Genomic DNA, 13,379 nt, shown 5'->3' on the forward strand with positions numbered 1-13,379 from the left:
TATATGGGTCTCTTGATTATGAATTTGAACATCAAACGCTCCCTCAGTCACCTGTGGTGATGGCTCCCGATCAAGACGGAGCGGAGGTTGCTGACACGAAGGAGGAGAACGAATGAGCGATACCGCAGAGGCAATCGCGCAGGCGCGCAAAGCCGTCGAACCGGACAAGCCCAAACATGTACTGCGCACGCTGGGCCATTCGATTCGTGAATACAAGAAAGCCAGCATCCTGGCTCCGGTGTTCGTGGCGGTCGAAGGTATTCTGGAAATCCTGATTCCGACCATCATGGCTTCGCTGATCGATGAGGGTATCACCGGTGGCAGCATGCCGGCCACCGTCAAGTTCGGCGTGATTCTGCTGGTGTGCGCGATGGTTTCGCTGGGTGCCGGCTTCCTGTCCGGAAAGTACGCGGCTGTGGCCGGCGCGGGCTTCGCCAAGAACCTGCGCAAGGACCAGTTCGAGAAGGTGCAGGGCTTCAGCTTCACCAACATCGACCGGTTCTCCACCGGTTCGATCGTGACCCGACTGACCACCGACGTGACGAACCTGCAGAACGCCTACATGATGATCATTCGTCTGGGCGTGCGTGCCCCGATCATGGTGGTCGTAGCCTGGCTGTTCTCGTTCCGTATCTCCCCGTCGATTTCCATGGTGTTCCTGGCCTGCATCCCGATTCTGGCCATCGGCCTGTGCGGTCTGGTCGTGCTCGTGCACCCCGTGTTCGAGCGCGTGTTTCACACCTACGATGCGTTGAACAACGTGGTCGACGAGAACCTGCAGGGCATCCGCGTGGTCAAGTCCTATAACCGCGAATCCTTCGAGGTCTCCAAGTTCGGCCGCATCTCCCAGCGCATCTTCAAGGACTTCACCAAGGCCGAACGCATCATGAGCTTCAACATGCCGATCATGATGGTGTGCGTCTACGCCTCGATGATTCTCATCGCATGGATGGGCGCGCGGCAGATCGTCGCTTCCGGCAATAATGCGGCGTTGGGCCTGTCCACCGGCGAGCTGACTTCGCTGGTCACCTATGCCATGCAGATTCTTATGGCCATAATGATGCTGTCCATGATTTTCGTCATGGTGATTATTTCTCAGGCTTCTGCCGAGCGTATCTGCCAGGTGCTGCAGGAGGAAAGCACGGTGCAGAACCCGGCTCACCCGGTGACTGACATGGCCGACGGCTCCATCGAATTCGACCACGTCACCTTCCGCTACTCCGACAGTTCCGAAAAGCCCGTGCTTGACGACATCAACCTGAAGATTCGTTCCGGCATGACCATCGGCATCGTCGGCGGTACTGGTTCGGCAAAGTCGTCTCTGGTACAGCTGGTGCCGCGACTGTACGACGTGAGCTCTGGCTCGCTCAAGGTCGGCGGCGTGGACGTGCGCGACTATGACATTGAGGCGCTGCGCGATCAGGTGGCCATGGTGTTGCAGAAGAACGTGCTGTTCTCCGGCACTATTGCCGAAAACCTCAGGTGGGGCGACCCGAATGCCACCGATGAGGAGATTCGCCATGCCGCGCAGCTCGCGCAGGCCGATGGATTCGTTCAGGAATTCCCCGATAAGTACGACACGTACATCGAGCAGGGCGGCGCCAATGTGTCCGGCGGACAGCGCCAGCGCCTGTGCATCGCCCGTGCGCTGCTGAAGAAGCCGAAGATTCTGATTCTCGACGATTCGACCAGCGCCGTCGATACCAAGACGGACAAGCTGATCCGCGCCGCATTCCACAACGAGATTCCGGACACCACGAAGATCATCATTGCCCAGCGCGTGGCCTCCGTGCAGGAATCCGACATGATTCTGGTGATGGATTCCGGCCGTATCATGGCCTCCGGCACGCACGAGGAACTGCTCACCACTTGTGATGAATACCGTTCCATTTACGAATCCCAGACCAAGAACCAGGCTAAGACCGAAGAACTGGCCGCTGCCGAACAGGCTGCTGAGTCATCTACCGCTGAGCCGTCCGAAACCGTGACGGTGACAGTGACCATGCCCACGGCCGATACCAGCGCAGTTGATACCAATGCAGCCGATACCCAGGAAGGAGAAGCACGATGAGCAACGACCAGAGTTTCAAGAATCGCGAGCCCGCCATGGGCAAAGCCGACCCCGGAACCATCAAGCGCATCTTCGGCTACATCTTCCAATACAAATTGCGCGTTATCGCCATCGTGGTGTGCATTTTGGTCGGTGCCGCCGCGCAGGCCGGATCCGCGCTGTTCCTCCAATCGCTGATTGACACTTACATCCTGCCGATGGTGGGGGAATCGAACCCCGACTGGGCTCCGTTGCTGCGCGCCATCAGTCTGATGGGCTGCCTGTATGTGGCTGGTATCGTGACATCCTGGGCTTGGCAGTGGCTGATCATCACCGTTGAACAGGGCACGCTCAAGAAGATTCGTGACGATATGTTCGCCCATCAGCAGAAGCTGCCGATTCGCTACTTCGACAGCCACGAGCACGGCGACATCATGAGCCACTACACCAACGACACCGATACGCTGCGCCAGGCCATCTCGCAGTCGTTCCCGCAGATGTTCTCCTCGATTATCTCCGCGGCCGCGGCGCTGCTGTCCATGCTGTGGCTGTCCATTCCGTTCACCGCGTTCGTAATCGTGTTCACCGTTCTGCTCTACTTCATCGTGCGCAAGATCGTGAGCCGCTCCGGCCGCTACTTCGTCAAGCAGCAGCAGTGGATCGGCGACGTGAACGCCTTCGTGGAGGAATCCGTCAACGGCCAGAAGGTCATCAAGGTCTTCAACCATGAGGACGCCACCCAGAAGACATTTGACGAAAAGAACGAGGAACTCTTCGAGGCGTCCGCCGAAGCGAACACCTGGGGCAACGCCACCATGCCGGTCGTCGGCAACATGGGCTACCTGCTCTACATCCTGCTCGCCATCGTCGGTGCCGCCGTCTCGCTGGCCGGCGTCAACGACATCGGCCTGACCGGCGTCAAGCCGCTCACCCTCGGCACGCTCGTCTCCCTGCTGACCCTATCCCGCTCGTTCATCAACCCGATCGGCCAGGTCTCCCAGCAGCTGACCATGGTGATGATGGCGCTCGCCGGCGCCTCCCGTATCTTCAAGCTGATGGACGAACCCATCGAGGAAGACAAGGGCACCGTGACGCTCGTCAACGTGGAACTTGGCGAGGATGGCCGCACCATGACCGAAGTCGACCACGAGACCGGCCACTGGGCATGGAAGCGTGAGGTCGGCGACGACGGTACGAGGTCTCTGAAGGCCGCAGAAAAGCTGCGCGGTTCCGCCTGCGAGGTGGCGATGAAGGCCAAGGAGCAGGCGATCACCTCGCCTGATGGGCGTTATACGCTGCTGCGCGGCGACGTGCGCTTCACCAACGTGACCTTCGGCTACAACCCGGACAAGCCGGTGCTGCACGACATCACCTGGTTCGCCAAGCCCGGCCAGAAGATCGCGCTCGTCGGCGCCACCGGTGCCGGCAAGACCACCGTGACCAACCTCATCAACCGGTTCTACGACATCCAGCAAGGTCAGATTCTATATGATGGCATCTCCGTGGCCGGCATCAAGAAGCCTGATTTGCGCAGGTCTTTGGGCATTGTGCTGCAGGACGTGAACCTGTTCACCGGTACCGTGATGGACAACATCCGTTACGGCCGCCTGAACGCCACCGATGAGGAATGCATCGAGGCCGCGCGTCTGGTCAATGCGGACAGCTTCATCCGCATGCTGCCCGAGGGATACAACACGGTGCTCGAAGGCGACGGTTCCGGCCTGTCCCAGGGCCAGCGCCAGCTGATTTCCATTGCCCGTGCGGCGGTGGCCGATCCGCCCGCGCTGATCCTTGACGAGGCCACGTCCTCGATTGATACGCGCACTGAAGAGGTTGTGCAAGCTGGTATGGATAACCTGATGAAGGGCCGTACGGTCTTCGTCATCGCCCACCGCCTGTCCACCGTGCGCAACTCCGATGTGATCATGGTGCTCGACCATGGCAACATCATCGAGCGCGGCTCGCATGACGAGCTGATCGCGCAGAAGGGCGAGTACTACCAGCTGTACACCGGCGCGGTGGAACTGGAGTAGCCGGTACGCCAGCAAAAACCGCACCTCGATTATCGGGTTGAAGCAATTCTCATCCGGTGGTTGAGGTGCGGTTTTCTATGTTGAGAGCCGTGTGTTGGCGCAGGATTACGAATATTGGCGGTGAAAAGAGTACATTTGAATTGTTGCTTTGACGATGTATCGGCCGCAAGGAGGGGACTATGGCGTTCGTGACGTTGAAGGATGTTGCTCAACGTGCCGGTGTGTCGGCTGCTGCTGTTTCCCAGATACTTCACAATAAAGGCCGCTTTTCTAGCGATACGCGACAGTTGGTGCTGAAAACTGTTGAGGAAATGGGGTATGTGCCCGATCAACGTGCTCGCTCCATGCGCTCGTCGGATACTAAGACTGTTGGCCTGCTGGTTCCTGATTTGCGCAATCCGTATTTCGCCGATCTGGTTGCTTCGATGGAGGATGAACTCTACCGGCATGGGGTCTCCACTCTGATTGGCACGTCTTCGGAAAGCGTGGAACGCCAGGATGTGTTTATCGAGAATCTTTTGGGCCAACGTATTGATGGGGCTATCGTCGTACCGCAGGGTGTGAAATCCCCCGGAGTGCAATCGTTGATACAACGAGACTTGCCGTTGGTGTTCGTTGATCGTCGCGTTCCCGGTGTCGAGTCGGTGCCGTTTGTGGTTTCTGATCCATATACGGGAATTCGTGAGGCTCTTGAAGAACTGGTGCGTCTGGGCCATCGACATGTGGGCTATATGTCTCATCCTTCGCTCGAATCGTTCAGTATTGACGAACGAGAGACCGCATTTCGGGAAGCTGCCGCCGATGTGCTTGCTGACGGCGATGGCGTTGTCGCAGCTTGCGACTCCACTTATGAATCGCGTGCCGCTGCGGTAGAGATGCTGCTGGGTGCAGGGGTGAGCGCAATATTGTGCGCATATTCGCCGGATGCGTTCACGGTGATTGGACTGCTGCATGACCGCGGGGTGGCGATTGGCGAACGCATGTCGTTGGTGTCGTTCGATGATATTTCGGCGTTTACCGTGATGACGCCGCGCATCGCCGTGATTTCCCAACAGGCGGATTTGATGGGGAAGCAGGGTGTGGAGCTATTGCTGCAACTCATCCGTTCGGGATCCATGGATGGCGGCATCACGCATTCCGTGCCCACGATGTTCATCAAACGCGAATCTGTGGGTGAGGTTAGTTCCGCGTCCGTCGCCAATCAATCAGCGGAAGTGTGATTCAAGCGGCTTCGAGAGGAATGCGCGGATACCTTTGACGCGCAGGTAGATGAGGCATTGACAATAGTGATTTAACGTCTTATCATCAAATAAGCTGATGATGAAACGTTAAATCATCAGAAGTCAGAGATGACCCAGCGGCTGTTATGGAAGCAAAGGAGCACTTTGATGGAAAAAATTATTCTGGATTGCGATCCCGGTCATGATGATGCCATGGCCATCATGCTTGCTGTAGGCAACCCCAAAATTGACCTAGTGGGTGTGACCACGGTGGGTGGCAATCAGAGCCTTGAAAAGGTGACGTACAACGCCCGGTCCGTTCTGGAAATGGCGAAGGCCACGGACATCCCGGTGCACGCCGGTTGCGATAGGCCCCTCGTCCGCAAGCAGGAGGTCGCCGCATCGATTCACGGCGAGACCGGTTTGGATGGCGTTGAATTGCCGGTTCCCACCCGTCCACTGGATTCCGGCCATGCCGTGAACTGGATTATCGATACGATTATGGCCAGCGAGCCGGGAACAATCACGCTTGTGCCGACCGGCCCTCTGACCAACATCGCCATGGCCGCCCGTATGGAGCCGCGCATCGTAGACCGCGTCAAGGAAGTCGTCCTGATGGGCGGCGGATACCACGTCGGCAATTGGAGCGCCGTAGCGGAATTCAACATCAAGGTGGATCCCGAGGCCGCGCACATCGTGTTCAACGAGCCGTGGAAGCTAACCATGGTTGGCCTTGATCTGACCCATCAGGCGCTGTGCACTCCGGAGGTTCAGCATCGCATTGATGCCATCGGCACTGATTCGTCGCACTTCGCCAGCGGACTTATGGACTTCTTCCGCAAGACCTATCGGGATAATCAGGACTTCATCGATCCGCCGGTGCATGATCCCTGCACGGTCGCCTATCTGATTGATCCGAGCGTGGTGTCGACTCGCCGTTGCCCGCTGGATGTCGAAATCCACGGTGACCTGACACTGGGCATGACCGTTGCCGACCTGCGTGGCCCGGAACCGTCCGCCGAGGAATGCCATACGCAGGTCGCGGTGAAACTCGACTTCGATAAGTTCTGGGATCTCATTGTCGATGCCATCGTTGCTATCGGCTGACGGGCGAAGAGGAATGCGTAAAAGGACAAGGGAATAGTCATGTCGACAGTCAGATCCGAAAAAATGCTTGATGAGGGCGGCAAGTCCATTGTCGCTTTGATGGCTGCGCTGATGGCGTCGGTCTTCGCTTTTCAGCTCAACGCTTCCATGCTTTCGCCGGCGCTTACCACTATGGAGCGCGGGCTGAACACCAGCAGTTCACAGATCAGTCTCACCCAGACGGTCTTCTTCACCGCATGTGCGCTGTTCTCACTGTTCCTGCCTCGACTGGGCGATCTCGCAGGCCGCAAGAAAGTATTGCTGGGCATGCTGAGCATCACCGCCATCGGCTGTGTGGTCTCGGCGTTGGCCGTGAATGTGCCCATGCTGATGGTCGGTCGCGTGATGCAGGGCGTATGCGGACCGGTGGTGCCGATGACGCTCATCATGCTGCACGCCAAGGTGACTGAGGACGCCAAATATGCGCGACTGATGTCGATTCTTACCTCGGTGAACGGCGGTATTGGCGGTGTTGACGCCATCCTCGGCGGCTGGCTTGCCGGCACGTTCGGCTTCCGTTCCGTGTTCTGGGTGATGGTCGGTGTCGCCGTGGTCGCAATCGTGCTGGTGTCGATGTTCGCCGATGAAAGCACGGCCAAAGAGACCCCGAAGATGGATTGGGCCGGTGCAATCGTTCTTGGCATCGCCTTCCTGGCAGCCTATCTGGCCATCAATGAAATACAGAAACTCGGCGACGCGAATTGGGTGCTCGTCGCTATCGAGGTGGTAGCGGCTGCGGTCGCCTTCGTGATCTTCTGGAAGGTCGAGAACCGCAATCCCGCACCGATGGTCACCACCCACTATCTCAAGCAGCCGCGCACCTGGGGCCTGCTGCTCACCACATTGCTCACCATGACCGGCGTGTTCGCCATCATGAACGGCGTTGTGCCGGCCTTGGCTCAGGACGGTAAGTTCGGCACCGGATTGGGAGCCGACGTGGTGTCGTTCGCCACGCTGACCCCATATGCTTTGGTTGGTCTGGTCTTCGGCGTGGTCGCCGGTGTGCTTGCCTCCCAGTTCGGTTACCATCGCATGCTCCGCGTGGGCATTCTGGTCAGCTTGGTCGGCGTGCTGTTCGGCGTATACGTTGCACACTTCCCGAGCGTATGGGCCTTGCTGGTTATCTCGGTGGTGCTCGGTGTGGCATACGCGGGCACGGCGAACATCATGCTCAACGGTTTGGGTATTGTGCTGTCGCCGGACGACAACCCAGGATACTTGCCCGGCCTCAATGCGGGCGCGTTCAACCTCGGCGCAGGCCTGAGCTACGCAGTGCTATATGCCGTGATGAACGCATTCGCGGGCTCCTCGGGCGGCACTGCCGGTTACTCGGCGGCAATGATCGCGTCGGCCGTGCTTCTGGGCCTTGCTCTGCTGGCTTCGTTCGCCATCCCCAAGCTTGAACGAGCTGCTTGACCAAAGGTGTGCGTAACGCGCTCGCCATCACCGAACTGTTCGGTCATCCGGAAGTCGAGGTTTACAAGGGTCTACCACATTCCAGCACCACCGATTCCTTCACCGTGGGCGAGATTTCCGCCTTCATCCACGGCGTCAACGGCATCGGTGATGTTGAAATTCCGGATTCTAGCCGTGCACCGGAAACCGAATCCGCCTCGTCATCCGCAAAAAGATCGGCGAGTGATCGTTGGCTCTATTCGTCAACGACAACGAAAGGAAATGCTATGACAGCATCTGACATTCTTGCGGCACTTGATCGAATCCAAGGCACGGTTTGCGTCGTCGGTTCGATGAATGCCGATTACACAGTGGTCACCGAGCGTCTGCCCGGACCGGGGGAGACTGTCACCGGCGGCCCGCTGCAAGTGTTACCCGGCGGCAAATCCGGCAACCAGGCTGCTGCTGCGGCACGTATTGGCGCCACTGTTCACATGTTTGGAGCGGTGGGTTCCGATGCCAATGCCGAGTTCCTGCTTGGTGCATTGCGAGAAGCCGGCGTGGATACCCAGCACGTGCGTCATGTACCGGGGGCCAGCGGTACCACAGTCATCACCGTGGACGCGAACGGAGAGAACACGATTGTCTACTCTCCGGGCTCCAATGCGCAGGTCAGTGTTGATTATATCGAGGCGATGCGCGGTGAATTGACTTCGGCGAATGTGCTTGGCCTGTGCTTGGAAAGCCCGATCGAGACCGTTACCGCGGCTGCGCGTATCGGGCATGAAGCCGGTGTGCCGGTACTGCTCAACAATTCACCGTTTACGCCGGTGCTGCCGGACGAGCTGGTGCAGCTTGCCGATATCCTGCTCGTCAACGAGCATGAGATGGCGCAGATGTTCGGTATCGCCGAACCCGAAGACGGCGACTGGTCCGGATTCGACTGGCTGGCTGCGGCCGATCGTATGCGGGAGCTCGGGTTCGACCGGGCGATTGTGACGCTCGGCGGTGATGGCTCGATGGTGCTGGATGCATCATGTGCTGTTGCTTCGGTGACCCGCATCGCACCGGTTCGGGTCGAAGCCGTGGACACCACCGGTTGCGGCGACTCGTTCATGGGTGCCGTGCTGGCAGGGCTGGCCTCAGGCTTTGAGCTGCGTGAAGCGGCTCAGCTGGCTTCGTTCGTTTCTGCATATGCGGCTACCGGTCTGGGTGCCCAAGCGTCTTACGGTTCCGCCGCCCAGATTCGTGAGCTATTTGTGCCCTGACCGGTTTTCGGTAGTTTCTCTCAATGGCCTCAACCCGCACGTCATATTCGTGCTGGTTGAGGCCATTGCATTAGGGGCCGCGTATATGAACAATCCCCGAGGCATTCGCCGACGAACTGCTAGAGTTAACCAACGAACAAGGGCGTTGCACTTCTCAATAGACAGCGGGATGACGTGAGTTACACTATGTAGTAAAGTAATTTACTGAAATACTGCGTATTGTTACGTACTGAGGCGTGGAAGGCTCAACTATGGTCACGATGAAGGAAATCGCACAGAGATCAGGCTTCTCGCAGGCCACGGTATCCCGGCTGCTCAATGGGGACCCGACATTGTCCGTCAAAGAGGAGACGCGACGGCGCATCATCGAGGTCAGCGAGCAGCTTGGCTACGCTACCGGATCACGCCGTATCGCATTGCCACGCCGTGTGGCCGTACTCGACAACGCCACCCGCGAGGAAGAACTGGCGGACGCCTATTTCGATGAACTGCGGTCCGTGCTTGGCGACAATGCCAGAGCCCAGCACATGGAACTCACGTCGTTTTCCCATATCGACAATCTGATTGCCAACGCCGGTGATTTCGACGGCTTCATCTCCATCGGACCGTCCGTACTCTCTTCGGATGGACTGTTGAAGCTCCACCTGGCATTGCCCCATGGCGTATTCATCGACATCAACCCGGCGCCCAGCCTGTTCGATTCGGTACAGCCGGACCTGGGGCAGACCATCCTGGAGGCCTTGGACGTGCTGATGGCCTCCGGCAAGCGCCGCATCGGCTACATCGGCGGCGCCGGCTTCACGATGGGCCTGCACGAATACCCCGAAGACGGCCGTCTGACCGCATTCCGCAACTGGACCGAGCGTCTGGGGCTGGATACGGAGGGGCTGATCTATGCGCAGGGCGCCTTCACCGTGGACACCGGACGTGTCCTAGGCCATCAGGCGGTCAAGGACCACCGCGACGACATGCCGGATGCGTTCATCGTGGCCGCCGATTCGATCGCGGTCGGCGTATTGCAGTCGTTCACCGCGGCGGGCGTGTTGGTACCGCGCGACACCAGCGTGATCAGCATCAACAACCAGTCCATCGCCCAATACACCTCGCCGACGCTGACCAGCTACGACATCGACCAGAACGAACTGGCCGACACGGCGATCACGATGCTCGCCGAGGCCATCTCCAGCAAACGCACGTTGCGGCACCACACGTTCATCTCCACCACCCTCGTGGTGCGGGACAGTTTCGTTCCCGTGCGATGAGCGTACGGACGGCCCCGCAACGCACGGCTGCGTGGTTGCCGATGGGGCGGTGCGGGCCTATGCTGGTGCGTGAAACGTCTGTCAGGGGCGGTTAATGTCGATCGCCCGGTATGTCCCTGTTGCGGGGTCGCCGACAACGAACGAGGATGGTGGGGCCGTGGGCGTCGCCGTCCCCGCGTCAGGTCGGTGTGCGTGACGGTGGTGGGGCGTCTTGACGGCGCGGTGCGATGGTTTTTGGAGGAACCGCAATGAGCAGTCAGGAGAACACGATCATGCGGCTGCAGCCCGGTGCGTTGCAGCAGCGGACGCCGATGCGCAGCCGCTGCGATGTGACGATGGACGCGATCAAATCGTATATTCTGCGGGAGCGGCTCCAGCCGGGCGATCTGCTGCCGACGGAGATCGAACTGTGCGAGGCCGTCGGCGCTTCGCGTTCGTCCGTGCGCGAAGCGGTGCGCAAGCTCGAAGGGCTCAACATCGTCAATGTCGAACACGGCAGGGGGACATTCGTCGGTTCGCTGTCCCTTGACCCCATGGTGGAGACGCTGGCGTTTCGCTCGATGGTGTCGGTGGGCAAGAACTTCGACGATCTGAAGGACGTCGTGGAGCTGAGGAGGTTCCTCGACCTCGGATGCGCGGATGAGGTGTGCGCGAAGGTCAAGGGGACGGAACAGCCCGAGCTCGATGCGCTCGTCGACGCCATGGTCTCGTCCGCCGAACGGGGCGAGGATTTCCTGTATGCCGACATCGACTTCCATATGGGACTGCTGGATCCGCTCGGCAACACCATCGCCAAGCAGATGGTGCATTCCCTGTGGCTCGTGCACATGGCCGTACTCCCGCAGATCGGCTTGGCGCCTTCGGAGAAGATGCTTGACACGGCCGAGGCGCACCGTCGCATGCTGGATGCGGCGATCGCCGGCGACGCCCAGATGTACCGTGAGGCCGTGCGCGAGCATTACCGGCCGATCGAATCGATACTGCGCGAACACCTCCCCGTGCGCTGACGCGTGGGCGCTGCGTGGGATCGGTCCACGATCCGTATGCGCCGCCCGACACGAGGCGCGGTGCACTGATATACATCAGATGTCTGATGTATAATCGGGGATGTACATGTCTCAACCATTTCATATTTCGAGGAGGAAATATGAAGCCGGAATTCATCGTTGGCGCGTATGCGTCGCTTCCGCAGGGGCGTCCGTCGCAGGAACTGTACTACATGCTGCTGGGCGAGCAGTCATGGGTCCGCGGGACGGAACTGCCGTTCCCCGGCGACCTTGCGAATGAGGACGACCGCCATTGGCTCGCCAAACACCTGCCCGCCCACTGGCACACGAACTCGGTCACGGCCATCCCCGGCACGATGCGGCGCATGAACGAGGATCCGTGGTTCGGACTCGCCAGCCCGCAGGAGGCCGGGCGCCGCGATGCGATCGGATTCTTCGAGGACCTGCGACGCGCCGTCGCCGACGTCGCGCGCGTCCGCGGCGCGCAGGACATCGCCTACATCGAACTGCACAGCGCACCAAGACGGGTCGCCGATGCCGATCGTATGGAGGAATCGTTGCGACTGCTCGCATCATGGGATTGGAGCGGCGCACGACTCGTCATCGAACATTGCGACCGTTACATAGACGGGCAGGAGCCGGAAAAGGGCTTCCTCCGCCTCGACGACGAGATCGCGTTGTGCAAGGAGCTGGGAATCGGACTGACCGTCAACTGGGGACGGTCCGCGGTCGAAGGCCGAAGCGCGCGGACCGCGCTGGAACACGTGCGCCGGTGCGCCGACGCCGACGCGCTTACCGGACTGATGTTCTCGGGAGCGGGGCCGAAGGAGACGATCTATGGATACCCGTGGATCGACGGACATCTGCCGATGAATCCGGACGAGCCGACATCGCTTATGGATGCGGATGCGATCGCCGAATGCATGCGCGCCGCAAACACGCAGAAACGGCCGATCGCCTATGTCGGCGCGAAGGTGTGCGTGCCACGGGACGCGACGCTCGACGAGCGCGTGCGCTACCTGTCGCACATCCATGAGGCGGTGGAACAATGAGCGATTTCCTCGCATTCGACATCGGAGGCACGAAGATCGCCAGCGGATTCGTCCGGCTGTCCGACGGCGATGCCGCTCCCACCGTGTTGCTGCGCGATGAGGAGCCGACACACGCCTCGCAGGGAGGCGACGCCGTGCGCGAGCGCATCGTCGCGTCCGCGCGCCGTCAGCTCGACCGCGCGCGTGCCCAAGGCATAGAGCCGTGCGGCATCGGCATCGCGGCCGCCGGCGTGCCCGACGGCGAGACCGGAGAGATCATCGCCGCGACGGATCTGCTCCCCGGATGGAAAGGCCAGCGGATCTACGATGCGTTCGGCGCGATCACCGATCTGCCGGTGCATATGGTCGGCGACGTCGTCGCGCATGGGCTCGGCGAAGCGCATTACGGCGCGGGGCGTGGCGCCCGTGTCCTCTTGTCGGTCGGCGTGGGCACCGGCATCGGCGGCGCGATCATCGTCGGCGGCGTGCCGTTCCTCGGCGCGCATGGCATGGCGGGACATGCCGGACATGTCGTGAGCGCTCTCGGTGCCGGGGTCCCGTGCTCGTGCGGAAGCGTCGAGGGGCATGTCGAACCGGTCGCAAGCGGCACCGGACTGGCGACGTTGTACAACATGCGCGCCGGTGGCGAACCGGTGCGCAATGGCGGCGACGTCGCCGCGCTTGCGGCGGATGGCGATGCGCTTGCCTCATCGGTCATCGAAGACAGCGCCCGGGCGCTCGGCGCGTGCATCGGAGGCATGGCGAATCTGGTGGATCCCGACGGCATCGTCGTCTCCGGGTCGGTCGTGAATGCGGGGCCGGTGTGGTGGGATGCGTTGCGCGATGGGTTCGCCCGTTCCGCATTGCCGTTGCTGCGCGATGTGCGGATGCGTGAGGGCGAGCTCGGCGGCGACGCGCCGCTCATCGGCGCGGCCGTCGCGTCCCGTCGCGTCGTCGGTTGATCGGG

10 protein-coding genes and 2 pseudogenes are annotated in these 13,379 nt (G+C 60.4%); all 12 read left to right on the forward strand.

Features of this window, described 5'->3' with window-relative positions; translation table 11 throughout:
- Positions 1 to 17: 17 nt before the first annotated feature.
- Positions 18 to 116: pseudogene (locus BLIJ_RS14190) on the forward strand (MarR family winged helix-turn-helix transcriptional regulator); the annotation flags it as partial.
- Complete coding sequence (locus BLIJ_RS03230) at positions 113 to 2,071, forward strand: ABC transporter ATP-binding protein (RefSeq protein WP_012577033.1); 1,959 nt, start codon at positions 113 to 115, stop codon at positions 2,069 to 2,071. The pseudogene BLIJ_RS14190 and the gene BLIJ_RS03230, both read left to right, overlap by 4 nt.
- A complete protein-coding gene (locus tag BLIJ_RS03235; RefSeq protein WP_012577034.1) occupies positions 2,068 to 4,083 on the forward strand; it encodes an ABC transporter ATP-binding protein in 2,016 nt (671 codons plus the stop codon). Before BLIJ_RS03230 ends, BLIJ_RS03235 begins: the two co-directional genes overlap by 4 nt.
- A 179-nt stretch (positions 4,084 to 4,262) precedes the next feature.
- On the forward strand, positions 4,263 to 5,303 hold the full coding sequence (locus BLIJ_RS03240; RefSeq protein WP_012577035.1) for a LacI family DNA-binding transcriptional regulator: 1,041 nt from the start codon (positions 4,263 to 4,265) through the stop codon (positions 5,301 to 5,303).
- A gap of 168 nt (positions 5,304 to 5,471) precedes the next feature.
- Entirely contained in the window at positions 5,472 to 6,410 is a 939-nt protein-coding gene (gene uriH, locus BLIJ_RS03245; protein ID WP_012577036.1) for a uridine-preferring nucleoside hydrolase UriH, read from the forward strand.
- Positions 6,411 to 6,449: 39 nt separating this feature from the next.
- Positions 6,450 to 7,865, forward strand: coding sequence for a uridine transporter UriT (gene uriT, locus BLIJ_RS03250; RefSeq protein WP_012577037.1), 1,416 nt, complete (start codon positions 6,450 to 6,452; stop codon positions 7,863 to 7,865).
- Positions 7,866 to 7,867: 2 nt separating this feature from the next.
- Positions 7,868 to 8,062, forward strand: a pseudogene (locus tag BLIJ_RS15350) (ribokinase); the annotation flags it as partial.
- 69 nt (positions 8,063 to 8,131) lie between these two features.
- Entirely contained in the window at positions 8,132 to 9,112 is a 981-nt protein-coding gene (locus BLIJ_RS03255) for a ribokinase (protein WP_012577038.1), read from the forward strand.
- Between the two features lie 251 nt (positions 9,113 to 9,363).
- Complete coding sequence (locus tag BLIJ_RS03260) at positions 9,364 to 10,374, forward strand: LacI family DNA-binding transcriptional regulator (RefSeq protein ID WP_012577039.1); 1,011 nt, start codon at positions 9,364 to 9,366, stop codon at positions 10,372 to 10,374.
- Positions 10,375 to 10,646: 272 nt separating this feature from the next.
- The gene (locus BLIJ_RS03265; protein ID WP_231837878.1) at positions 10,647 to 11,381 is read left to right on the forward strand and encodes a FadR/GntR family transcriptional regulator; all 735 of its coding nucleotides are present in this window, start codon (positions 10,647 to 10,649) and stop codon (positions 11,379 to 11,381) included.
- Positions 11,382 to 11,521: 140 nt separating this feature from the next.
- Positions 11,522 to 12,433, forward strand: coding sequence for a DUF4862 family protein (locus tag BLIJ_RS03270; RefSeq protein WP_012577041.1), 912 nt, complete (start codon positions 11,522 to 11,524; stop codon positions 12,431 to 12,433).
- Positions 12,430 to 13,374 (forward strand): ROK family protein, encoded by a 945-nt coding sequence (locus BLIJ_RS03275; RefSeq protein WP_012577042.1) that lies wholly within the window; start codon positions 12,430 to 12,432, stop codon positions 13,372 to 13,374. The genes BLIJ_RS03270 and BLIJ_RS03275 overlap by 4 nt, the downstream gene beginning before the upstream one ends.
- Positions 13,375 to 13,379 lie beyond the last annotated feature (5 nt).

This window comes from Bifidobacterium longum subsp. infantis ATCC 15697 = JCM 1222 = DSM 20088 (genome assembly GCF_000269965.1).
Classification (GTDB): Bacteria; Actinomycetota; Actinomycetes; order Actinomycetales; family Bifidobacteriaceae; genus Bifidobacterium; species Bifidobacterium infantis.

Bases quoted from the DNA above. Each gene is read 5' to 3' on its own strand.
- BLIJ_RS03230 (WP_012577033.1), top strand. From the start codon at position 113: ATGAGCGATACCGCAGAGGCAATCGCGCAGGCGCGCAAAGCCGTCGAA.
- BLIJ_RS03235 (WP_012577034.1), top strand. From the start codon at position 2,068: ATGAGCAACGACCAGAGTTTCAAGAATCGCGAGCCCGCCATGGGCAAA.
- BLIJ_RS03240 (WP_012577035.1), top strand. From the start codon at position 4,263: ATGGCGTTCGTGACGTTGAAGGATGTTGCTCAACGTGCCGGTGTGTCG.
- uriH (WP_012577036.1), top strand. From the start codon at position 5,472: ATGGAAAAAATTATTCTGGATTGCGATCCCGGTCATGATGATGCCATG.
- uriT (WP_012577037.1), top strand. From the start codon at position 6,450: ATGTCGACAGTCAGATCCGAAAAAATGCTTGATGAGGGCGGCAAGTCC.
- BLIJ_RS03255 (WP_012577038.1), top strand. From the start codon at position 8,132: ATGACAGCATCTGACATTCTTGCGGCACTTGATCGAATCCAAGGCACG.
- BLIJ_RS03260 (WP_012577039.1), top strand. From the start codon at position 9,364: ATGGTCACGATGAAGGAAATCGCACAGAGATCAGGCTTCTCGCAGGCC.
- BLIJ_RS03265 (WP_231837878.1), top strand. From the start codon at position 10,647: ATGCGGCTGCAGCCCGGTGCGTTGCAGCAGCGGACGCCGATGCGCAGC.
- BLIJ_RS03270 (WP_012577041.1), top strand. From the start codon at position 11,522: ATGAAGCCGGAATTCATCGTTGGCGCGTATGCGTCGCTTCCGCAGGGG.
- BLIJ_RS03275 (WP_012577042.1), top strand. From the start codon at position 12,430: ATGAGCGATTTCCTCGCATTCGACATCGGAGGCACGAAGATCGCCAGC.